We start from the raw sequence: 22,678 nt of genomic DNA on the forward strand, positions 1-22,678 counted from the left end.
AGATACATCAAGCAGGTGTTTGGTTACGACAAAGTCCGCTATCGAGGCTTGGCCAAGAACAAGAGCCGGCTCTATCTGTTGGCGGCCTTCAGCAATCTGCTGATGGCAAGGAAAGAGCTGCAGGTATAGGGGCAGTGAGCCCAGATGACGCCCCACAGGGGGGGAAGATCCAAAATGGCCGGAAAAACACTCTGAATATTCGGCCATATATCGTCGAGAGTTTGAATTACCTCAGAACCTTGGGGTTATTCAGACTCTCCTTAGATCGTCTCAGTTCTAACAGTTCAGTCAGGTGCCACTCATCTGGGCATGGCTCCCTGTTTCCCGTGTTGGATTGGCGAGCCCGAAGTCTTCCAGGATGGCATAGCAACATGGAATGACAAACAACACCAATAGTGTGGAGCTGGCAATACCGAACACAATGCTGGTCGCAAGGGGAATCAGTACCTGGGCTTGCAGACTGGTTTCGAATAACAGAGGGGTCATCCCCGCAATGGTGGTCAGAGAAGTCAGCAGAACCGCCCTGAAACGGTCATGACTTGCTTTGGCGGCGGCATCATGAATGCTCAATCCCTCTGATACACGGTGTTTAACAAATTCCACCAGCAAAATGGAATCATTGACCACAATTCCTGCAAGAGAAACAAATCCAAGGAGTGAGGGCATGGTGATGTCCAGCCCCATCAACCAGTGTCCCCAGATTACGCCGATGAGCGCGAGCGGTATGTTCAGCATGACAATAATTGGTTCGTAGTAGGATCGAAACTGAAAGCTGAGCAGGATAAAAATGCCGGCCAGCCCCAGTAGCATGGCGCTTAGCATCGAGGCTCTGGTCTCATTGCCTTCAGCAACCTCTCCTTTGAAAGTCAGGGTGACATCAGGGTAGTGCTGCATCAGTTCTGGTAGAAAACTCGTTTGCAGGTCCTTGATGACTGCATTGGTGTTATTCACGCGGCTATCAATATCTCCCAGGATCGTCACTGTGCGCTGGTTACCGATACGATGGATTCTTGAGTAACCGCGTGTAGGGACGATATCCGCTACATGTGAGAGAGGGACCGCTATTCCGGTTTGTGGGTGGATGATGGGAAAGCGGTCGAAATCTGCCAATTCATCTTTCGATGCCTCATCAAGCTCTACAACCACCGAGTAAACTTCCTGCCCCACACTGGTTTCGATCACATCACTTCCCTGAAAACCTGCGCGCAGCTGTGCCGCAATAGTCTGGGCATTGATTCCAAGGCTGTAGGCGCCTTCTTTCAGGTGTAGGGTGAACTCCGGTTTTCCAGGGCGAAGGTCATCCAGCAGGTTGTTCACGCCGGGATAGCCGGACAGCCAGTTCTGGATTTCGTGAGATGCCCTGGAAAGGTCATTCAGGTCAGGGCCGCTGAGGCGGATTTCAATGGCTCGACCGGCAGGTCCGAGGCTCGGCTCCTTGACGGCAATGCTCCAGGCTCCCTGTAAATCCTGGGATTGCTGTATCCAGTCGCGCTTCAGATCGTTGATTGAGAAATTTCTGGATTCTGCTGTCAGGACGTCCACACTGAGGGTGGCAAGATGTGGCCCGGTCTCAAATGCATCGGCATTGAGACCGTAATTTACGGTGATTGCCTTTATAACATCTTCGCCTTGAGACTCATTATAGGGTCGTGCTGCCAGTTGTAGTTTATGCTCCAGCTCACCTACCATCTTTTGTGTGGTGGCTAACGGTGTGCCTGTCGGCATCAGCACCCGAGCCTGAAGAATGTCACCTTCAACCGATGGAAAGGCCGAGAAGGGGATGATGCCGGAGGCCATCAGGCTGGCTGATACAATAAACAATGCAATGACCCCTCCAACAAATGCGTACCGAATCCGGATCAGCGTCGCGACAACACCGTCGATTTTTTTTCGGACTTTCTCAAAGTAGTCGTCAAAAGCTGCTCTGAACCTCGATGGTTCTTCATTCTGATGCTGATGCATGGAGTGGTAAAGATGGTGAGGCAGGATGCAGAAAGCTTCAATCAGTGAGACGGTGATGACTGATATCAGAACAATCGGTATAGCGATCAGTATTTGTCCGATATTACCGGTAATGGTGAGTAACCCCGAGAAAACACACAGAGTGGTCAGAAACGAGGAGAATACTCCGGGCGCGACCATTTTGGTGCCATCAATCACCGACTGTAGAGGGGATTTTCCCTTGTGTCTCTGACTGCCGATACTCTCACTGATCACGATGGCGTCGTCCATCAGTATCCCCAGGGCCAGTAACAGGGCGACCATCGACAGCATGTTGATGCTGACTCCCATATGTCCCAGCACAAATGCGCTGGCCAGAAAAGATACGGGTAGACCCATGACAACCCAGAAAGCGTAACGGAGGCTGAAAAACAGCCACATGACGGCAAATACCAGCACCAATCCCTGCCAGGCATTGGTGCTCAGCATATTGATCCGGTCCTGGATGATGCTGGTAAAGTCCTTGGTCAGGTAAAGCTGAACTTCCGGGGGAAGGCGTTTTTGTTCTTGCCCTATAAATGATTCCGTCTGGGCCAGTATATCCAGGCTGTCATCCAGGGTGTTTTTACTGATTTTCAAAAATGCTGCCGGGGTGCCGTTGTAAGTCACCTGAGTGTCATCATTATCAAAACCATTGATGATCGTGGCGATATCTCCCAGACGAACTTCGGCACCATCTGTCCCCTGAATGACGATCAATTCTTCCAGGGCCTCTGCGGTGCGTTTTTCGTCATTAAATCGAATCTGGTATTGACGATGATCAGTCGTCAGGTCACCGGCAGGCATATCCAGGTTTTGCTGTGCCACCAGATTGGCTATGTCCTGAAGGCTGAGCCCGTATTGGCGCAGGTTATATTGCGGCACTTGAATCTGGAACTCCCTCTCACCAAAGCCTTCAATATCAACCAAGGGGATATCGGTAGTCTGGAGAATTCGCTGTTTTACCTCTTCCGCCAGAGTTTTTAATTCAGGCCTGGGCAGGTTGGCGGTGACGGCAAGGGTGATGACTTCCTGTGTACGACCTTTCTCTTCCACAATCGGGAGTTCGCTGTCCTCTGGGAAACTGTTGACGCCGTCTACGGAGGTCTTAACGTCATCAATGAACTTGTCGAAGTTGCCTTCCTCAACCATCTTCAAGGTCATGATGGCCAGCGATTCCCTGGCCTGACAGCGCTTCTCCTCCATGAAACTGATACCGTCCATGGCATCTTCCAATGGCTTGCAAATGGCCTGTTCCACATCAACAGGAGTTGCGCCTGGATAAGCGATGGTGACTGTGACCTCGAATTCGTCAATTTCGGGAAAAGTTTCCCGTTTGATATCCGGCAGGGTTACGATGCCTGCCAGCATAAATAGCCCCATTAGCAGATTGGCAGCTGTCGGGTGCGCTGTAAAAAAACGAATCATATTACTGCACCCATTGCTGAATTACTTGGGTCGCTGAGGTGTCCTGGTAGGGGTTCAGTTTCATCCCCTCGACAGCAGGAAACAGGTCAGTTGTGATGATCTTCAGGCTGGGATCCAGAGCGTCTTTCAGTAGTAGCATTTTGTCCTGCTTGAAACCCTTCAGTGGGACTCTTTGCAGACGATTATCCGGTGTGACGGTGTACACTTGGCCTTCGTGTATAGCTGATCTGGGGATCACCTGATAAGGGACGGGTCTTCCGGTAAGACGGACTTCAGTGTACATCCCCTCAACCAGAGGAGGTTTGATGCCTGGCTTGATATCTTTATATGGATCTTCGACTACCACTGTGGCACCCAGTGTCCGTGATGATGGATCAAGGTTATTGCTGATCTGAGTCACCTTGCCTGTCCAATTGCTCCCTTCAACGCCGGCAAGGCTGACTTGAGCAGAGAGTGACAGTTGGTCAATGAAGCTGGCAGTTTTAGGTAATCCGTTCCAGGTAATGGCGTCTTTCTGAATGCTGAACTCACCAAAACTTGTGGCCAGAAGGCGGAAGTCATCAAGGGCGAATTGTGCGTTAATCTGTACGCGATCAATGGTTTGCGCGGCGAACAAAGAACTGCCGAGAGCGACATATTGATTCTCTTCTGTATTCAGGGATGTGATGCGGGCCGTAAACGGTAGCCGGATTTCCGTACGTTCCAGATTGCGTACCTGCGTATCGACTTCCGCCCGGGACTTCTCAATCTGTGCTTCCTGTACCCTGATATTCACCGGCAGTGTTTTAACTTGGTTTTGCAGGTTCTGGACTTCCTGCTGCTGCTGAATTAGTGCGGTACGTTGAGCGTCATAATTGGATTTGGAAATGGAACCTTTGTGGAGTAGCGCCTCATTACGTTGGTGTTCCTTTTCACTGATCGCGAGCTTCTCTTTAGCCAGTTTCAGGTTTATGTGGGCATCTTCCAGGGCAAGCTGCAACTCATCCAGATTGGCCTGACTCTGTGCAAGCGTGGATTCTGCCTGTTTCAGGGCAAGTTGATAATCCTGGTTGTCGATTTGAATTACCAGGGTTTGTTCCGGGAGCACTGCTCCCTTGCGCAGTTGTGGATGTACATAGGTGACCTTACCGCTGACTTCAGCTCGCAGGTCCAGTAATACATCAGGGCTTACCTCACCGTATCCTACAATTTCAGGATTTACCTGGTAGGTTTCCACAGGAACATAGCCGACTTTGACCCCGCTTTCTTCAGGGCTCTGATGGACCATAGGCGGACGTGATTTGATGATAAGAACCGCACAGGCGATACCTGCGATGACCACAACCGGTAACAGCCAGCGTTTGCTTAAGAGAGATCGGGTAATTTGGGTCATTGTTGTTCTCCGCCGACACCGGATAGGAATAATTGGTAGATGTGATCAGCCCAGGCATCGCTGGCGAGCTCTTCGTCAGTAATGGTCCAGGCGATTTCTCTGACAGGTTTGACGACGAATGGGGTAATCAGCATTGTCATCAAAGTGAATGCAGCCCATTTTGGATCCAAGTCACGACGAAGTAGGCCGCGGTCCTGCTGAGCTTTCAGTATTTTGGGTAGAATACTGGCCATGCGACGTGGCAGGATATCAATAAACTTGCGCTGAAGCGGACCATCCCGAGTGAGTACTTCATCAGAGACCAGTTGCAAAATATGAGGGGATCTGGAAAACACTTTCAACAGGGAGTGGATAAAATCCCGCAGAGGGTTGCTGCCTTGCAGAACCTCTTGCAGCAGGGTCAGCTTTTCATCTGCCAGTGCTTCGAACATGGCAATGAACAATCCTTCCTTGTTACCGAAATAATAGCTGACCATGGCTGATTGCGTGCCCGCTTTTTCTGCCAGATCCCGAATTGTAATGCTGCGATAGCTCTTTGATTTTAAAAGCTCTGAAGCGGCATTGATCAATTGCGCCTTTCGTTTTTCCTGAAGCTCTGGGTCGCTGGGGCGGCCACGTGTGCGTGATCTGCTCATGCTTATTTAGTTTATCAATTGATTAATTAAATAAGCATGATAGTTCCTTTTGGTGAAAATTCAATCGAATTATCTAGGGCGTTGGGAATAAACCCAGTTGAGATACCTGACGACGCCGTGCAGAACAAGCTCGCTGCGCAATGAGGGAAACAGGTCAAAAGCGTGCTGCGCTCCAGGGAGTTCTATCAGGGCGACCGGCTGCTTGGAAACCTGTCTCAATTCATCGGCAAACATCCTGGTTTCTCTGGGAGACACGAGCGTATCTTTGTCGCCCTGCAATAACAGGAATGGTGGGGCATGGGGGCCGATATGGGTGATTGGGGATGCCAGTCGATAAAGTTCAGGCTTGTCCGATTTGCTGGCTTTCAGGATAGAGTCCTGCAATAGATCGTGCAGTCCTGTGTGGGCTTGCAGCTTGTGGTGATCCAGAAAGTCATAGATACCATAGAAGCTGACGCACCCCTGAACGGAACTGTCAAAGTCTTCAAATCCGGGCTGAAACTCAGGTAGATTTGGAGTCAGTGCCAGTAAGGCGCTTAGATGCCCACCGGCAGATCCTCCGGTCGCAATGATGAATTCAGGGTCGCCGCCATACTCATGAATATGCTGTTTTACCCACTGCAGTGCCCGTTTACAGTCAATAATATGATCCGGAAAGGTGGCCAGTGGGCTCAGGCGATAGTCAATACTGACACACACCCAACCTTGCTCGGCCAGATAGTTCATTAACGGGAGAGCCTGTTCATTCTTGCTTCCCATTCTGAAGGTCCAGGCGCCTCCATGTATTTGAAACAGCACCGGGCAGTTCTGAGGTTGGTCATGGCGGTGTCGTATATCCAGTTTCAGGCGCACCCCATTCACTTCGTGGTAGATAATATTGCGGATGGTGGTCACGACAGGAGAGCGGAATGCTCTGTGTGGAAACAAGACACGCTGCCAGTCCAGTTGGTCGGTAAGGGTCTCTTTCAGTTCTGGAGAGATTTGGGTCAGGTAATGTTCACCGAGTCCTTGTTTCAACCCCTTTTCAATATGATCCTTGGCTGTGTCTGATGTCAGGTAGTAGTAACCCATGGCACCCCAGCTACCCAGCAACAATAGGAGAGAAAGCGCCCCCCAGAGGCCGGTGACGACACCTGAGTAAACGAATAACAAGGCTATAATGATCTGTAAGATGAGATGATGCAGGGCCAGTTCACCAACCATCAATCCGCTGAGAAAGCTGACTGCCGCACCGTGTTTCTGAGATTGAATCGGACGGTAGAGGTTGTAACTGAACCAGGCGCTCAATAGTGCGAAAGTAATAAACCAGGGCATCACCAACTCCGGGATAACTATCGGGGGTTTGACAGGGCAAACACAGAGTGCTGATAAATGTCAGCACCAGACGGCTCGAAGTTGAGAGGATTGGAGGCTGACATGGCCTTGCCGGGGAGAATAAGTTAGCAGTAAAACTTATCACAGACCCTAGGCTAGAACACGCGAGTTATTTGAAAACAAGAAACTTATTGGGAAGTTGTTGGGTAAGAATTTGTTTTGTCTTACTGGCTTTAGACACAAACCAGGAATGCTTATCATGACAAGATAGTGAATAAAATGAGAGAAGAAGTGGAGGAGGGTAAACAAATATTGACGGGGCAAACATCCATGTTGCTCCCGACGCAATATATGCCCTGAAGCCTGATCCTTTGGCGAGTGATCTTCCTTGAGGCATCCTTGCGATCGGTCCCTGATGGTGATATCCGTAATTGCTTTCTTCCTTGAATGCTATCGTCCGTGATTTTCTGCTTCCTTGAGTTCCCTAAGTCCTTCAATTCCTTTTGCGTCCCTGCATGATGAATATTAGATAAAGTCGTTCGTGAGCAAAAGTCTACATTTCCGTAATGCTTGTGAGATATATCCCACAAGGTAGGGGCATAGTGCTGACAGGCCATCCTGTAAGGCAGTTGGCGCAACGGGTAGGGAGTATTCTGCTAATTTGATAGAACATTGATCCAGGCAAAAAACTTCTGACTTATTTCCTGATTTAATAATCGAAAATAAAGATAAATAGGAGAATTGGAATGAAAACGGTTGTAAGTATCAGTCTGGGGTCTTCTGAGGGAGATTACGAATTTACAACGGAGTTTTTTGGGCAGCCGTTTCTGATCAAGAGGATAGGAGTGGACAATGATTTAAACCGAGCGCGGGAACTGATCTGCCACTGGCAGGATAAGTCAGACGCCATTGGCTTGGAAGGAGTAAGGGATCATCGGCATGTAGGCCCATTTGAGCTGCAGCAGAAATTAATCAAGGAGTTTGAAAATCTCAGTAGTCAGGCCGTTTTCACCAGTGGTACGCGACTTCGTGAGATCTTACAGGAATGGACGGTTCGGCATACTCAGAACGCTCAAAAAGGTTACTTTAATAATGCGAAGATTCTAGTTTTTAGTGGCATGAATCATTATCGGACCGCCAGAGTGCTTTCTGAATTCACCGAGAACCTGCGTTTCGCTGATCCTGTTCTGCAGTTGGGAATTCCTAAGTTTCTGAGCTCCTTCGGTGCGTTGGAGCTGTTCGCCAAAGGTAGTCATCAGCTGTTGCGCTGGACGCCGCCGCAAGTTTTGTCCCCTTCATTGGCGCCTGTAAAGGAGTGGAATCAGTTCATCATTTGTAAAGCCTTGCAGAAAGCGGATATGGTGGTCGCAGGTGTGGAAGAACTGGAAGCATTTGGTCTGGAGGAACTGGCTGGTAAAACTGTGCTGACTTCAGCGGTGTCTGATTGGGATTTGAAAACGCTGGGTGATAAGGGAGTCGATATGGTGCTCGATTATGCCCTTCAGCCATTTTCTCAAACCATTAGTATCGTCGTGCTCGAAGCCTTGATTCTGACGGCCCTGGATAGGAATTGCGGGGATATCACCGACGATGATTATCTCGAAATAATTGCGGATCTGAAATTAGAGCCGAGGATTCTCTATCCTCACGGATTCAAGAGGAAGAGTCGTTTTGCTTTTGTGATTCATCCCTTATCCCAACAGTATTTCCGTCATGCCAAACCCCTGGATCTTGTCACCAGGGTCGCACCTCCGATGGCAATGAATGTACTGGAAAAAATTATGGCCTACGCGCCTCCCATGAAGTACTCCAAAATTTCGGGTATTGAATCTCCCACAGGTGCCCAGGCAGAGGGATGGTTAATTACTGTCGGAGGTACCCCAAAGGAGATTATGGCTCATGGTCCGGAGTTTACCTATCGCCGGTTGCTGGCGGCAGCTTCAATGGCAAAGAAGCTGGGGGCGCAGATTATGGGGCTTGGGGCTTTCACCAAAGTGGTGGGAGATGCGGGAGTGACTGTTGCAAGGAGAGCGCCTCTGCCAATCACAACGGGCAATAGCTACAGTGCTTCCGGAGCTCTTTGGGCGGCGCATGATGCTTTAAAGAAGCTTGGGTTGGTGCAAATCGGCGAGAGTGGAAAAATGGCCGGCAAGGCCATGGTGGTCGGAGCGACCGGTGCTATCGGATCCGTATGCGCGCGCCTCCTTGCCAAAGCGGTGGAAGAGATTTATCTGGTGTCTCCGGAGCCGGGAAAGCTACTCGCACTAAAAGAGGATATTGAACACGAAACACCTGGAACGATTGTGCATGTCATCGCCCATACCGGGAAATATCTACCGGAAATGGATATGGCTGTGACCGCAACCTCCGGAGCGGGCAAAAAAATTCTCGATATCATGAAGGTCAAACCCGGATGCGTTATTACGGATGTTGCCAGACCTTTGGATATCCCTCCTGAAGATGTTGCAAAACGGCCTGATGTTTTAGTGATTGAATCCGGTGAGATTCGTTTGCCTGGCCATGTGAACATGAAAAATATCGGGTTATCCAAGAATGTTGTTTATGCCTGCCTTGCAGAGACCATTGTGCTGGCGTTGGAAGGACGTTATGAGTGTTTTACCCTGGGACGGAATATCGAATGGGAGAAGGTTCGGGAAATATACAAACTGGGATTGAAGCACGGCATGCAACTGGCCTCGATATCTGGTGTGAATGGCGTTTATTCAGATGAGGATCTTCTCAAAGTGCGCCAACTTGCGCTGGAGAAACGGAACTCAACCAGAAAGAATCCTGGAAAACATGCGGCCGGTTAAGTTGTCGAAAACAATGTGATAATTGAAGACGCCAGAGGAATGATCACCAAAATTTGTGGCATGTTGTTATTTCACTGTTTCTCGCCACAAAAAAAGTAAAATAGTCTGAAAAGGATAAAATATCAGATATATATACTGGCTGTACGATATATAATCAGCCTCCAAGCTTAAAAATAAGAACAAATACGTATGCTGATTATTGGTCTACCAAGAGAAAAAAAAGCCAACAAAGTACGCGTTGGTTTGACGCCGGCCGGTGTCAGGGAGCTGGCCTCCCAAGGCCACAAGGTCGTTGTGGAAAAAGGCGCTGGCCAGCACGTTGCAATTTCCGACCAGGAGTATGAGGCCGCTGGTGCTTATCTGGTGGAGCATGCTGAGCATGTATTTGAAATTTCTCATCTGATCGTCAAAGTCAAAGAGCCCAAAGGACCTGAGCTGGCCATGCTGCGCCAGGGACAGGTTCTGTTGTCTTACCCCGATTCTGTATCTGATGCCGCCTCCACACAGAACGTTCTGAGCTCCGGGCTCACTTGTGTCGCATACGAAGCCCCCTCAAAAATCAAAAACTGGTATTCGGTATTTCAAGCAGAACAACTTTCGCCGCTATTCACTGGCGTTGAAGCCAGTGCCACGAGTCTTGCCTGATTTCTTCACCCAAATGCCCTATTTGGTGAATTCTCTGCTCATCCTGTGATCCCTCCGTCAATTCACGCACCTGTTCCTTGGGGAGACGTTGTCCCCCGGCTATGTTGTCAGATGAAAAATTAAACAGTGTTCAGATTAGGATCTCCTGAACATTGGCTCATTGAATATAAGCATAATAAAACGGGGCATTTTCATGTTGAACCTATTCCCAAGATCGATCTCAAGATTGGGCGGCTTTCTGCTGCTGGTACTCATCAGCCTTCTCGTCCAGGCCAACGAAGTGGAGGATTTCACTAACAGTTGGGCGCATCAGGCACTCTCCTATCAACGCCTTCTGGATATGGGGGAACCTCTGGGGCGAGCCAGTTTTCAATATACCCACAACAGTTATAACTCAGAAGCCTACGCAAACCTGGGGAGTTATTGGGACCCGAACCACATCTACAGTCTGGTGGATCAACTGGATATGGGAATTCGGGCCCTGGAGCTGGATGTTCATCAAACCTATGGCGACTTGTTGCTGTGTCATGGTACCAGCGACCATACAGGATGCTCGGCATTCGATCGCCGGTTTGAAGACGGCGTAAAAGAGGTGAGCACCTGGTTACAACAACCCCGAAATCGTATGGAAGTGCTGATTATTTACCTGGAAGAACATGTGGACGGCAATTACGACGCTGTCGTGAATATTCTTGATCAACACCTGGGAACGCTCATATACAAACCTGGTACCTGCAGCACCCTCCCTATGGACATCAGTAAGGCGGACGTACTTAATGCTGGCAAACAAGTGATGTTGATAGGCGGGAATTGCGGTAGCAGCAGATGGGCGCAGACGGTATACAACTACGGATTTCCAACAGATAACGATCATTTCCATCCATACCCGGATTGCGATACCAATAAATACTCCAACACTTTTGTCCGCAGCAATCTGGTGCGGATCTATGAAGACAGCACTCAGTTGTCAGACGTATTCGGTGATCCTCCCCAGGATATTACCCCTGCGTTGATGGCACAGGGAATGGAATGCAATCTGGGAATTATTGGATTGGATCAGTTAAAAGCGTTTGATAGCCGCCTCATCGCGGCCATCTGGAGTTGGAATGAAAATGAGCCCAATGATTGGGGCGGAAATGAAGATTGTGCAGAGCAGTGGGGGAATGGGCGCTTCAATGATGCCAACTGTAACAACAGCAAACCCTTTGCCTGTTACAGCTCTGCCACTGGTCAGTGGCAGGTGACCCAGACCAGTGCCACATGGGAGTATGGCGCTTATATGTGTCAGCAGGAGTTTGGTCAGGACTATGAATTCAGCGTTCCCAAGAACGGGTACGATAATCGGTTGCTGAAGAATGCCAAAGACGCACATGGTTTTGGCTCTGTATGGATCAATTATGCAGATAGGGATCAGGAAGGAGTTTGGTTGCCCGGTGATTTCCCGCTGGTGACGCCTCCTGCCGATAATGGGGAGATCCAATGGCGAAAACTGCGCAACGATAAAGGCAAGTGCCTGGATCTGGAAGGTCGGAATACTTCCAATGGCACGGAAATTCACCAGTGGTCCTGCCATGGGGCTGATAGCCAACTCTGGTGGCAGGATCAGTTCGGTCGTATCCACAACAAGAGTGCTCCGGAAAAATGCGTCGATGTTTCAGGGGCAGGGACAAGTGAAGGTTCAAGAATACATCTGTGGTCCTGTCATGATGGCCCCAATCAGGTGTGGCTGCGGGGGACCAGCAACTCCTTCCGTATCTCTAACGCACCCTATATGGCGTTGGATATCAAAGATCCCTTTTGGGGGAATGGAATGCGGGCTCATTTGTGGACATTCCACGGTGGAAAATCCCAGCGTTGGAGTTGGGATTGAACGTCCTTTATAGATATAAAAATACGGCCTGCACCCTGTAACTAGAGGTGCAGACCGGTCGTTTTCCTATTATGGCGGCAAAAGTATTTTTAGACTTGGATGACAACGGAATGACCTGGGATCCATATCTTTGTGATTCCAGCGGCAAGCCGACCGGAGATGAGTTTGTCACTTACGATCTTCCTATCCCGCCCGGAGAAACTGTGAAGCTTAAATACTGGTGGGGATTGAAGCATTTGGCTGGTTCTACCAAGGCTGATTTCACAGTAACGGTCAACATGTTCCCGGAGTATCGGGTTCAGGTTCCAAGAAGTTCTGCTCATCAGAGTGATACACAGGTTCAGGCTTCCTGATCATTAGTCTACGGCTGAAGTGATTTTTCACTTCAGCCAACTGTCGTTAGTTTCCTGTCTTAAAACCCTTACCCGGCTGATCAGATCATGCTCTCCGCGCCTCTTAGTGGGGGGCTGTTTCGTGGATAAAACCGCTGACCTTGACTATTCTCTATTTTGTAAGATGGCGCGAACGGGTATTCAACTGTTTTGAGTAATGGCCCGTTATATTTTTATCCGGAGACAGTTGATGAAAATAAAGACTAAGCTACTGACGGCGTTCCTCGTCACCACTTTATTGCCTGTCCTCATCGTTGCGATCATCACGGTTCGCAATGTTATCACCCAAGCAGAAAAACAATTCCTGGATGCCAGTAATCTGGATATTTCCATTATCGATCAGTCCTTCCAGAACTTCTTCGATGTTATCGGATTTACCGTTGCCTTCATGGCCGATTATTCCGCGGTAGGGGATACTGAATCGGGGGGATTGACCACTTATTTCGGTGATGGCAAAAAGCCTTCGCAGATAGCCATGCAGAACGGAGGCCGGGAACAGCGGATTTTTGAACTGTTTAGTGCCATAGGTGATAACAACCCGATGCTGGGCTATGTGTACATGGGAGATAAGCAGGGCGGCTACCTGGAGTGGCCCGGGACCGCGGATTACAGCAATTGGGATCCTCGAAAACGGCCATGGTTTGATATGGGGCGCGACGGCAACTATCAACTGGTGCGCCGTGATGGTTACTATTATGAGCCCGACGATGCTGTGTATGTTTCTGTGTTAAAAGGCTTCCGTAACAGTCAAGGAGCGTTTGAAGGCGTGGTTGCCATTGATGTATCCCTCAAGGCACTGACTGACATGGTTCAGCAGATTAAGTTCGGCGAAACCGGGTATGTGATGATTGTGGAAGGAAGTGGCAATATTCTGGTGGATGGGGGGCATCCGGAGAATAACTTTAATGCGATTTCCGATATGGATGCCGAGTATTTCTCTATCATCAACAACACTGAGTCCGGCATTATTGAATTTGAAATAGATGGCGTGGGATACATGGCCAACGTCTATCATTCCGACGATCTGGGTTGGAAGTTTGTTGGCTTCATGGAAAAGAGTGAGATCTTTGCCGGGGCGAAAGACGTGGCGGCAACAACCGTCGTGGTAAGCATCATTCTGGTGGTGCTGTTCGGATTCGCCGGGGTTTATATCGCCAATCGTATCGTAACCCCCATCAACTCGGTCAAAGACAACCTGAAGACCATCGCAGAAGGGGAGGGAGACCTTACAACCCGCATCAGTGTCGATTCTAAAGATGAAGCCGGTGAGCTGGCGCAGTGGTTCAACCAGTTTATTGAATCGACCCAGCAGATGATTCAGGCTATTAAGTCGACCGCTGTTAAGATGGATGAGGTATCGCTGGATACCAATGGCAGCGCAACGGAAATGGCGGAGTCGTCCTCCCACCAGCTATCCTCGATTGAGCAGATCGTTACGGCTGTGACGGAAATGGCCTCCGCTGCCAACGAGGTTGCCAAGAATTGCGTGGATACAGCAACGGTATCTGAAGAAGGGCTGTCGGCGACCAAAGTGGGCAAAGATATTATTAATCGCAGCGCTTCCAGTGTGGAGGAACTCGGGAACAGTATCAGCTCCTCCAATACGGTTATTCTGGAGCTGGAAAAGGAAACCGGCAATATCAACAATATACTCTCCACTATCCAGGATATTGCTGAACAAACCAATTTGCTTGCTTTGAATGCCGCGATAGAGGCAGCCCGTGCCGGAGAGCAGGGACGAGGGTTTGCCGTTGTGGCTGATGAAGTGAGGAACCTGGCCAAGCGTACCCAGGATTCCACTGAGGAGATCAATAAGATTCTGACTCAGTTGGTGCAGCGTACCAAAGATGTTTCTGCCACCATGGAGCGCAGTTCAAAAGAGTCGGAAGCCTCGGTGGAGTTATCCGCTGAAGCCTTGCAAGCATTTGAAAGTATCGAAGCAGCAGTGGAAAGGATTCGTGATATGACGACTCAGACGGCCAGCGCCACTGAGGAGCAGCATTTGGTGACGGAGGATATCAACAAAAATATCGTGACGATCAATGAGTCCGCCAACCAGGTGTCGGAAGTGTCCAGTCAGGTCGAATCACTGTGTGCAAAACAGACTGAATTAAGTCGGCAATTGACCCAACTGGTTTCCAGGTTTCGAACGGAATAACAGATTATCGCCTGGCCTGGGGCAGAGTCCCGGTCAGGCTTCTATCAATCCTTCCAGGTTGTCCATTTTCTGCTCGATGCTGTCCATCTCATCTTCTCTACCAAGTTCTTCCAGCTCTTTTCTTAGTGTCTCAATATGCGCCTTCAGTTCCGGCAGAATTCTGGTTTCATAGTCCTGACGCATGCTCTCGCTGAGTTCCTGAGCTTTAGACTGCATACGGTCCAGCTCTTCCTCCAATAGCTGCAGCTGCTGATCCAACGTCTCTTCCCGCCAGTTTTCCCAGCTATCCTGTATACTGCTGGAAAGAGATTCGATGGCACTGCTGAATTGATTCTGAAGTTTCTGACTCATTCCTGCCATACGGTGATGCCCCTGGATGAGCTCGCCTGATTCTATCGGTGACTGATCTGCTGATGGGTTTCCTTCCTCCAGTTCCACGATTTTATTGGCGTTGGAATCTTCGCTGACATAGAACAGGGATGAGTGGTTTGCCAAATGCCTGAAATTTTTATCAATCTCTACACCCACCAGAAATACGCCCTGATCGGTGTACTCGATCTCCCTGACGCTGCCGATAGGGTTATCTTCATAGGTTAAAGGCGCGCCTTTCGTAAGGCCATCGATATCATCATATTCAATCTGAAAGGCCAGATTACCTGTCTGGCAGGCGGTCAGGAATGCTAGCGCAGGCAGCAGAAGGATTTTCCACATTCGAAACATCAAATTCTATCCGTCAGTTAATAATACTTTTCGTCTGTTGAACATTCAGACTTGAACAATAACTTCCTGTTCGATTATAAAACCAACCTCGCTGGGAGAACGGACACAAACCGGATAAGGAAGAAAATGTCAGAATACGAAATTATCGATGCCATCTGCGATAAGGTAAACCCCTTGTTGTTTCTGATTGTGTCCGGATTGCTGGTGAAAGATCTGTACAGGCGGGAGTTGGTGAGGGCTTCCGTACGTTTTGGGTTTCTGTTTTCGGGTCTGTTGCTGGTCTATGGTTTCATGTTGCTGGATAGCAAGCTGGGGATATGGGAGTCTTTCGGCGGTGATTACAGTACACATACCGCTTTTGCGATTGCAGTCTGTGTTGCGATCAGTATTTCCATTCAATGGGCAAAATGGGTGATAGGGACATTATTGTTATATGCCATTGCCATGCTTTATCAGGGGTATCACTCCATTCTGGATGTTGTCACCACCAGCATCATTATCGGACTGCCATTGATCTTGTTCAGATTGCTGATTGGTGGCCTGGACTATGCTCAGGACGCTCCGATAACTGATGGCTCATGTTGAGGTTATGAGGTGAAACCACACCAAAACCTCTTGTAGAGACGGCTTTGGTGTAGGTGATGCTCGTTGTTTATTCCATTTAGTCGCCAGACTGCGTGACGCTCATTGTCCACTCTGTCAGTAAATCGAGAAATCCATCTGCAAAAGCATCTGGTCCCTCTAACAGATAGCTGATCTGAGCCAACGTTGACCATTCCTGGTAGGTTTGAAAGTTATAATAGTCTGCGTTTAGAAGGCTGTGGGTCGCATTCGGTATAACCTTCAATTGATAATTTTGGTGTTTGGACTGCTCGAATATTTGGGAGATTTTAGAAACACTTTCCTGCACATTGACGTTCAGATCTGCCTGCCCGAATATTCCAAGAAACGGCACATCCACCTGAGAAAGGCCGTTCTCCATATCAGCATTGAGATTATGTAAAACAAACTGATATCGGTCATTGCTCATTGGCTCGTTTAAAGCGCCTTCGGAGGGCGTTTTTTGGCGCATGGCTGAAAGGTATTCATGATAGGGGGCTTGAGGCAGAAGAACGTTATCAATGAGATCCCCCTCATATTGTTGCACCCGATGAATCTGGTCCTGATCAAAGCCCTGCAGGGACATTCTTTTTTCCAGCAGGTATTGAGACTGGCTTTGCCAATTGATAGCAACGCCAACGGCAATCATGAAGTTGATGTCTGCATCCATTCCTGCAAGCTCTGATAGCACCCAGCCGCCCTGGGAGAAACCAATGACGCCAATGTTCTCAGAATCGATATATTGGTTACTTCTGATGGATTTTATTGCCTGAGTAACTTCTTCAGCCCGATCTCTCATCGTTTGATCAAGCCAGTTCCCCGATGATTCTTCGACTCCTGCTTTATCCCAGCTTAAACAGGCAACACCGTTTTTTAGAAACTGGTTCATGACAGGAATATACCCGTCATTGCCCCAGCGGTTCGTCGGCCCATCTCCGTGAATAAACACCATCAGCGGAAAAGGCCCGTTTCCTTCTGGTAATAGTAGTGTGGAACTCAACTGGGTGTCATTGTGAGAAAAAATCTTGTCGATACGATGGCCATATTTGGGTTCGTGTTGGTCCAGAATAATAAGCAATAATGCGATTAGGAAAATTGATGTTAAAGCTAATAACCATAAAGTCGTTTTGATGTGCCTGGTCATAGTACTACCCCATAATCGTAGTGACTGGTGTGTTCTTGCACGGGTAGGTTATGAACAACTGTTGGAACTCAAGGCCGTGATTTTATTCTCCGGGATCAGAGTCTCTAAGGTACGTTGTCCAATGAGTGTTTGATTTTTTCTAGTTTAGTGGAGTAGATATTAAGATTTTCTTCAGGACCGATACTTGAGAAGAAACGGTGATTAACCGGGTACTGCTGATGTTGACCAATCACCTTATAACCAGTTGCGAGAATTCGTCCAATTCATACCGCAGGCTCTAATCGGCCAAGAGTTGAGTGATGATGAAAATGGATTTTGCGCAATGCTTCTGATGTTCGCATATGATTTAGTAGGAATCGCCAAATTGCGATATTCGTGGCAATAGCATTTTTTGATACGATAATTTTTGTTGATTGCCAAATGTTGCCTGGATCGGCTTAAAAGATTCTATATGAATTTACTTCAGCGATAACACTGAGAACTTCCTAAAGAGCTTTGTAAGCTGTCAGTTGAGCTTTTTCTGGTCACCGGATTGATTATTTGGAGACGCGAGGCAGTTCAGGCAAGTTAGCATGGTATTGACCGTAATTGTGCTCTCATTGTAGTAAGACCTGTGAGATTGCTATTCGATTAAAGTTGGTTGGCCACAGTAGTTGCATCTGTCCTGACTAATGTTTTCCATAACTCTTTCCTTGATGTTGTACAAAATGTATCCATGCTACAAATTGTATTATCAATCAATTATTGTGTAAAGATAATATTAATAAGGCTGAATGGTTGATTTGTGCGGTTGGGTTTCGGGTTCCGGTTGTTCTTGAGTAACTCTCATTAAACCTACCATAATGTCGGTCTTGAGGCGTCCGTAACATCGCTGACCATAATAGGTGGCGGTAATATTATCATTCAACAAGGAGTAAGTGATGAAAATAGAAATTAATGATGACGTAGCACAAACCTGTGGTATTGATGAAAAGGAAGCTCTGGAGCTTCTGTCTGTCGCACTCTACCGAGCGAACAGAATCAGCGGAGCCAAAGCAGGGGAAATGGTGGGAGTCAGCGAAACAGACTTTCACAATCTGATCTCAGATATGAATGAACCTCTCAATTATGGCATTGACGAGGCTACCAATACGGATAAGAACAATAATCTATTTGGCCGCTGATAACTGATAGTCTCTGGGTGGGCTTTGCCCATCCTTACGGATTTCTGGCAACAGCATTTCGTCGGTAAATTTTATCTCGATAATTTGAGCAGTTTATAATCACGGCAGTTCCACCAGAAAACTTTCAAGTTATGGGGAGGAACATCATGCCTTACAGCGCTGTTTTTTGTTATGACACTCGCCAATGTTGTCGAGTTGCCAGATGGTTATGGATGTTGATGCTGCTGATTGGCAGTGGACTATCATCGATAGTAAATGCCGAGCTTATCATCAGGGAATACCCGGTTCCCTCCGGAGCACGTCCGCACGATGTAGCGCCAGCTGTTGACGGAGGTGTGTGGTACACCGCGCAACGCCAGGGCGCGCTGGGGTATCTGGATCCCGATACCGGACAAACAGAGCATATACCTCTGGGTGAGGGTTCTGCACCACATGGTGTCATTGTTGGTCCAGATGGTGCTCCCTGGATTACCGACGGTGGCCAGAATGTCATTGTTCGAGTTGACCCGGAAAGCAAAGTCGTTACCAAGTTCCCAATGCCTGAAGGCACCCCCTATACCAATCTCAACACTGCCAGTTTCGATCTCCATGGAGTGCTTTGGTTCACAGGACAGTCAGGCTATTACGGGCGTGTTGATCCAGCTAATGGAAAAGTCGAAGTGTTCAAATCCCCAAGAGGTTCGGGTCCCTATGGTATCCACACAACGCCTGATGGTGAGGTCTATTACGCTTCCTTGGCGGGTAGCCATATCGCACGTGTGGATACCGGCAGCGGCGAGGCTCATCCTATTGATCCTCCCACACCGAACCAGGGTGCACGACGTGTCTGGGCGGATTCTAAAAATCGCATCTGGGTCAGTGAATGGACGGCGGGGCAAGTGGCGGTTTATGACCCCGAAACGGATAAATGGCGTGAATGGAAGCTACCCGGCGACAGTCCTAAAGCCTATGCGATCTACGTGGACGATCAGGATAACGTCTGGTTGAGTGATTTTGGCAATAACAGCATTGTCCGCTTTGACCCCTTCTCGGAAACTTTTACTACCGTCAAAATTCCCAGCCCATCAGCGCAGGTTAGACAAATCCAGGGTCGACCGGGAGAGGTTTGGGCGCCTGAGTCAGGGCAAGATAAGTTAATGGTGATCTTTACACGCTAAGTGATGCAGCCTTCTCTGTGGCTCAGCAAGGCATATCGGCGCTGAAGAGATAACTGATCAGGGGCGTAGAGCAGAAGTAGGCATGACGCAATCGAGAGGATGCGGAAGCACTCATGTGGCCGCCAACTGACTGCGGACTTCCATCAACGCAAAGCCCAGCAGGTTCAGCCCTTTCCAGCGATTAGGGTTTTCTGCTGCGTTGTCATCTGCTGCCAGACCAATTCCCCAAATTCTATCTACCGGGCTGGCTTCTACCAGGACACGTTTTCCGGTTGAGAGAAGGAATTCCTTGAGTTCCGGATTTTGGCTGAACTTCAGCAGATTGGCTTTGACGACAATATTGAACCTGTGTTTCTGCCAGATTTTATCGTCGAATCCCCGGACTCCTCGACCGACTTTCTTGGCTTCGCCGGGGGTTCCTGCAGCAATGACTTTTTCGGCTGCCTGTGGGTCCCCGAAAAGTCTGGCTTTCTCAGCCATCATATAATGTTCGGCGGTCTGATAAGTGATCCCGTCGCTCTCAAACGGGGAGTCGTACCATTGGCTGAAGCAGGTTTTGCCAACACCTGATTTGGGTTTCTGATGTCCCCAAAAGAAGACATATTTAACCCGGTTGCCCTGGTTCACATAGTCAACTAAATCGTCTCTATTTCTGATGCTGTGCATATTGAATTGCTGGATTTAGGTTGTTCATCTTGATCCAGAGTTGCCATCTGCTTTAGGTGTGTTTTTTCTCTCGAAGGTCTGAATAAACAGGTATTCGGTGGCAATTCTAAACAGCAGGTAACTGAAAATACAGGTAAGTAGAGTCAGGTAACCCGTTCCGTAGTATTCATTGAACAGAATCGTATAGAACCAATTCTGTCCGTATAGATATATAGAAATGCTGATACAGGTAGATATCAGAAGTATCCAGGCGCAGGCTGATACATAAGCGGGAAATTTCTTTAAGACAACGGTCAGAAATAGAATGAGAAGAAAGCTACCCAGATTCACTGTGGAAAAGAATCGTATATCCGAAAGCAGAGACTGCCAGGTCTGCTGGTATATTTCCGGTATAGCATTGCCGAATTTATTTAGCAGCGACCTGAATACCTCATATCTGTTAAGTTCGCTGGCGACTGGATACGTCACGAGAAATTGGTGGAATAGATTGGGGGCCATACTCTTCCCATTTTTTGTTTCAATAAAGTGCGTGGCCGCCTTTTCTAGCGCGTTGGCCATCTCTTCCCTCAATATGGGAACTTCTTTTTCGTACTTAGCCAGAAACGCCTGTTGAATCAGGTTTGGATTTGGCGAATGAATACCCAATAGCTGGTCAGCTCGCTCATTCATCTGAGTAGTGACTTCGCTTTTAAGGAAGTTCAAGGCCGAGTTTTCCACAAAGCCCAGGTTTAAAAAGGTGATAAGCAAAATGGTGCTGAATAATACAACACCGCAACCTGCCAATCCTCGGAGAAATAATTTGCTTATGGCCAATGAAATCTTACCTGTTCATTTATGGGTTGGGCTGGTGATTAATTGCTCTCAGCAGATTCCACTACCTGTTGTCCCAGAGCACTTTTCTCTGAACAGTAACTCCATTGGCAGGCGTTGGACTCTTTTACGGTGTCAGTATCCTCGGGTTCTGTCATGGAGCGGGTGAGGTGGGTGACACGATATACGGCGGTGCCCATTGCCAGGGTGCCGAAAACCAATCCCCCGGCAATTTCTCCTGCCAATACGCCTATTGCGCCGAACTGGCTGGAGAGCAGGGCGACAAAAGGAATCGTTCCCAAAAAGGCTCTTGAGAAGTTAAACAGGGTGGCCAGATAGGCCGAATTAATATTGTTGAAGCAGGCGTTGGCGACAAACAGCAGGCCGTTGAAGAAGAATCCCGGTGCGATCCACAGACAGTACTGGTTGATCAGGTACCGGGCGTCTTCTGTGGCATCAAATGACGCCACGATGAAGTCACTCAGAAAATACAGCAAGGCCCAGACGATCATGACATATCCGGCAATAAATCTTGAGGCATCGCCCAGTGTGCGTCTTACACGGTAATAATCTCCTGCCCCCATATTCTGGCCGATAATCGGGCCGACAGCGCCTGATAATGCAAAAAGACCGCAGAAGGCGACAGGGACTATTCGCCCGATAATGGCGGCGCCGGCAACCGCATCGTCACCGAACTCCGCCATGGTTTTCATGACGTAACTGCTGCCTACCGGTGTGGCAAGGTTGGTCAGCATCGCCGGACCGGACACGGTTGCCAGAGATCTCAGATCAATCCACCACTCAGACCATTTGGGGGAAGTGAGTAATTTGTGGCGTTTGATCACGTAGGTGCCGGCAATGCCCAGAATGACAAAACGGGCAATAAATGAAGACCATGCCGCACCTGCAATTTCCATATCCAGTCCAAATATCAGAATCGGGTCCAATATCGCATTCGCCAAACCGCCTGCGGCTATCGCATACATGGAACGGCGTGGATCACCGGCGGCTCTTAAGGCACTGGCCAACCCCATCGCCATGGCCAACACAGGTGTCGAAGGCAATAGTATGTGGGTGTAGATAAGGGCGAGCTCAAGCGTTCGGCCTTCCGCGCCGAGAAAACTCAGCAATGTGCGACTTCCCACCCATACGGGTATGACAACGGCAAAGGTAAATAAAAAGCTGAAAATCAGGGTGTGCACGCAATATTGACGTGCCTTGTCCACCCGTTTTTGCCCGAGAGACTGGGAAACTTTAGCGCCCATGCCGATCGACAGAGCAATACTGATGGCGGTCAGAAAGAATAGTAATGTGCCGGCGAACCCCACAGCTGCCGCCAATTCCTGCTGACCAAGAAGACTGAGGAAATACATGTCCACAAGATCAACCAGAAACAAACTCAATAGACCCACAGTGCTGGATAATGTCATGACCAGTATGTGACGCATGATTGAGCCTTGGGTGAATACTGCCTGCATGCAACTTTCCTTGCTTCGGAATGAAAACGTATAAAACGAAGGGATCTTAGATTAACGTAAGCGTCCGGTAACCCCATCTTGAGCGCGCTACCAACTGACTGGATAGTGTCCACTTATTTTTTAGTGGACACTTGTTATGATTGTCATAAGCGCACCTCGCTCCTCCAGAAAACGTCGCCAATATTCCGCAGAATTTAAAGCTAAGATTATTGCTGCCTGCCAACAGCCGGGGGTCTCTGTTTCTGCCATCGCTCTGGATAACGGGCTCAATGCCAATCTGGTTCGACGCTGGATCAGCGACGCGAAGAAACTCGGCTCTACCACGTCGGCATT

At 48.7% G+C, this 22,678-nt stretch carries 18 protein-coding genes; 9 read left to right on the forward strand and 9 right to left on the reverse strand.

Annotated features, from left to right (window positions below; all coding sequences use genetic code 11):
- Positions 1–288: 288 nt before the first annotated feature.
- The 4 genes from F566_RS0102765 to F566_RS0102780 form a co-directional block, all read right to left on the reverse strand.
- A complete protein-coding gene (locus tag F566_RS0102765; protein WP_020405448.1) occupies positions 289–3,408 on the reverse strand; it encodes an efflux RND transporter permease subunit in 3,120 nt (1,039 codons plus the stop codon).
- Between the two features lies 1 nt (position 3,409).
- The gene (locus F566_RS0102770; RefSeq protein WP_020405449.1) at positions 3,410–4,780 is read right to left on the reverse strand and encodes an efflux RND transporter periplasmic adaptor subunit; all 1,371 of its coding nucleotides are present in this window, start codon (positions 4,778–4,780) and stop codon (positions 3,410–3,412) included.
- The gene (locus F566_RS0102775; protein WP_020405450.1) at positions 4,777–5,415 is read right to left on the reverse strand and encodes a TetR/AcrR family transcriptional regulator; all 639 of its coding nucleotides are present in this window, start codon (positions 5,413–5,415) and stop codon (positions 4,777–4,779) included. The genes F566_RS0102770 and F566_RS0102775 overlap by 4 nt, the downstream gene beginning before the upstream one ends.
- 69 nt (positions 5,416–5,484) lie before the next feature.
- Complete coding sequence (locus F566_RS0102780; RefSeq protein WP_020405451.1) at positions 5,485–6,729, reverse strand: alpha/beta hydrolase; 1,245 nt, start codon at positions 6,727–6,729, stop codon at positions 5,485–5,487.
- A gap of 746 nt (positions 6,730–7,475) precedes the next feature.
- Between F566_RS0102780 and F566_RS31720 the strand changes: the two genes are divergently transcribed.
- The 5 genes from F566_RS31720 (at position 7,476) to F566_RS0102805 (ending at position 14,607) form a co-directional block, all read left to right on the forward strand.
- A complete protein-coding gene (locus tag F566_RS31720; RefSeq protein WP_020405452.1) occupies positions 7,476–9,542 on the forward strand; it encodes a hypothetical protein in 2,067 nt (688 codons plus the stop codon).
- Between the two features lie 189 nt (positions 9,543–9,731).
- The gene (locus F566_RS0102790) at positions 9,732–10,187 is read left to right on the forward strand and encodes a hypothetical protein (RefSeq protein ID WP_020405453.1); all 456 of its coding nucleotides are present in this window, start codon (positions 9,732–9,734) and stop codon (positions 10,185–10,187) included.
- 193 nt (positions 10,188–10,380) lie between these two features.
- Entirely contained in the window at positions 10,381–12,057 is a 1,677-nt protein-coding gene (locus F566_RS0102795) for a phosphatidylinositol-specific phospholipase C domain-containing protein (protein ID WP_020405454.1), read from the forward strand.
- Positions 12,058–12,167: 110 nt separating this feature from the next.
- Positions 12,168–12,410 (forward strand): hypothetical protein, encoded by a 243-nt coding sequence (locus tag F566_RS0102800; RefSeq protein ID WP_157496594.1) that lies wholly within the window; start codon positions 12,168–12,170, stop codon positions 12,408–12,410.
- 229 nt (positions 12,411–12,639) lie between these two features.
- Complete coding sequence (locus F566_RS0102805; RefSeq protein WP_020405456.1) at positions 12,640–14,607, forward strand: methyl-accepting chemotaxis protein; 1,968 nt, start codon at positions 12,640–12,642, stop codon at positions 14,605–14,607.
- Positions 14,608–14,640: 33 nt separating this feature from the next.
- Here F566_RS0102805 and F566_RS0102810 read toward each other — a convergent pair whose 3' ends face one another.
- Positions 14,641–15,327 carry an MlaD family protein gene (locus F566_RS0102810; RefSeq protein WP_020405457.1) on the reverse strand — a complete coding sequence of 229 codons (687 nt, stop codon included), beginning with the start codon at positions 15,325–15,327 and terminating at the stop codon, positions 14,641–14,643.
- Positions 15,328–15,453: 126 nt separating this feature from the next.
- Here F566_RS0102810 and F566_RS31725 point away from each other — a divergent pair, with 126 nt between their 5' ends.
- Positions 15,454–15,912, forward strand: coding sequence for a hypothetical protein (locus F566_RS31725; protein ID WP_020405458.1), 459 nt, complete (start codon positions 15,454–15,456; stop codon positions 15,910–15,912).
- A 76-nt stretch (positions 15,913–15,988) separates the two neighbouring features.
- On the opposite strand, the gene F566_RS35135 is transcribed toward F566_RS31725, so the two are convergent.
- Positions 15,989–17,071, reverse strand: a complete 1,083-nt coding sequence (locus F566_RS35135; protein WP_020405459.1) for an alpha/beta hydrolase family protein — start codon at positions 17,069–17,071, stop codon at positions 15,989–15,991.
- 920 nt (positions 17,072–17,991) lie between these two features.
- Here F566_RS35135 and F566_RS0102825 point away from each other — a divergent pair.
- A complete protein-coding gene (locus F566_RS0102825) occupies positions 17,992–18,234 on the forward strand; it encodes a UPF0175 family protein (RefSeq protein ID WP_020405460.1) in 243 nt (80 codons plus the stop codon).
- A 146-nt stretch (positions 18,235–18,380) separates the two neighbouring features.
- Positions 18,381–19,391: a Vgb family protein gene (locus tag F566_RS0102830; protein ID WP_211210571.1), complete on the forward strand. Its 1,011-nt coding sequence runs from the start codon at positions 18,381–18,383 to the stop codon at positions 19,389–19,391.
- 111 nt (positions 19,392–19,502) lie between these two features.
- On the opposite strand, the gene F566_RS0102835 is transcribed toward F566_RS0102830, so the two are convergent.
- The 3 genes from F566_RS0102835 to F566_RS0102845 are packed head-to-tail and all read right to left on the reverse strand — an operon-like array spanning position 19,503 to position 22,345.
- The gene (locus tag F566_RS0102835) at positions 19,503–20,057 is read right to left on the reverse strand and encodes a riboflavin biosynthesis intermediates N-glycosidase (protein WP_020405462.1); all 555 of its coding nucleotides are present in this window, start codon (positions 20,055–20,057) and stop codon (positions 19,503–19,505) included.
- A gap of 24 nt (positions 20,058–20,081) precedes the next feature.
- Entirely contained in the window at positions 20,082–20,870 is a 789-nt protein-coding gene (locus F566_RS0102840) for a hypothetical protein (RefSeq protein ID WP_020405463.1), read from the reverse strand.
- A gap of 38 nt (positions 20,871–20,908) precedes the next feature.
- Complete coding sequence (locus F566_RS0102845; RefSeq protein WP_020405464.1) at positions 20,909–22,345, reverse strand: MATE family efflux transporter; 1,437 nt, start codon at positions 22,343–22,345, stop codon at positions 20,909–20,911.
- A 136-nt stretch (positions 22,346–22,481) separates the two neighbouring features.
- On the opposite strand from F566_RS0102845, the gene F566_RS0102850 reads away from it, so the two are divergent.
- A partial coding sequence (locus F566_RS0102850; protein ID WP_020405465.1) for a transposase occupies positions 22,482–22,678 on the forward strand: 197 nt, incomplete at its 3' end.

It is taken from the genome of Hahella ganghwensis DSM 17046 (assembly GCF_000376785.1).
GTDB lineage: Bacteria > Pseudomonadota > Gammaproteobacteria > Pseudomonadales > Oleiphilaceae > Hahella > Hahella ganghwensis.

What these genes read in the sequence shown, in the direction of transcription:
- F566_RS0102765 (WP_020405448.1), bottom strand. Translation starts at nt 3,408, where the DNA reads ATGATTCGTTTTTTTACAGCGCACCCGACAGCTGCCAATCTGCTAATG.
- F566_RS0102770 (WP_020405449.1), bottom strand. Translation starts at nt 4,780, where the DNA reads ATGACCCAAATTACCCGATCTCTCTTAAGCAAACGCTGGCTGTTACCG.
- F566_RS0102775 (WP_020405450.1), bottom strand. Translation starts at nt 5,415, where the DNA reads ATGAGCAGATCACGCACACGTGGCCGCCCCAGCGACCCAGAGCTTCAG.
- F566_RS0102780 (WP_020405451.1), bottom strand. Translation starts at nt 6,729, where the DNA reads ATGCCCTGGTTTATTACTTTCGCACTATTGAGCGCCTGGTTCAGTTAC.
- F566_RS31720 (WP_020405452.1), top strand. Translation starts at nt 7,476, where the DNA reads ATGAAAACGGTTGTAAGTATCAGTCTGGGGTCTTCTGAGGGAGATTAC.
- F566_RS0102790 (WP_020405453.1), top strand. Translation starts at nt 9,732, where the DNA reads ATGCTGATTATTGGTCTACCAAGAGAAAAAAAAGCCAACAAAGTACGC.
- F566_RS0102795 (WP_020405454.1), top strand. Translation starts at nt 10,381, where the DNA reads ATGTTGAACCTATTCCCAAGATCGATCTCAAGATTGGGCGGCTTTCTG.
- F566_RS0102800 (WP_157496594.1), top strand. Translation starts at nt 12,168, where the DNA reads ATGACCTGGGATCCATATCTTTGTGATTCCAGCGGCAAGCCGACCGGA.
- F566_RS0102805 (WP_020405456.1), top strand. Translation starts at nt 12,640, where the DNA reads ATGAAAATAAAGACTAAGCTACTGACGGCGTTCCTCGTCACCACTTTA.
- F566_RS0102810 (WP_020405457.1), bottom strand. Translation starts at nt 15,327, where the DNA reads ATGTTTCGAATGTGGAAAATCCTTCTGCTGCCTGCGCTAGCATTCCTG.
- F566_RS31725 (WP_020405458.1), top strand. Translation starts at nt 15,454, where the DNA reads ATGTCAGAATACGAAATTATCGATGCCATCTGCGATAAGGTAAACCCC.
- F566_RS35135 (WP_020405459.1), bottom strand. Translation starts at nt 17,071, where the DNA reads ATGACCAGGCACATCAAAACGACTTTATGGTTATTAGCTTTAACATCA.
- F566_RS0102825 (WP_020405460.1), top strand. Translation starts at nt 17,992, where the DNA reads ATGAAAATAGAAATTAATGATGACGTAGCACAAACCTGTGGTATTGAT.
- F566_RS0102830 (WP_211210571.1), top strand. Translation starts at nt 18,381, where the DNA reads ATGCCTTACAGCGCTGTTTTTTGTTATGACACTCGCCAATGTTGTCGA.
- F566_RS0102835 (WP_020405462.1), bottom strand. Translation starts at nt 20,057, where the DNA reads ATGCACAGCATCAGAAATAGAGACGATTTAGTTGACTATGTGAACCAG.
- F566_RS0102845 (WP_020405464.1), bottom strand. Translation starts at nt 22,345, where the DNA reads ATGCAGGCAGTATTCACCCAAGGCTCAATCATGCGTCACATACTGGTC.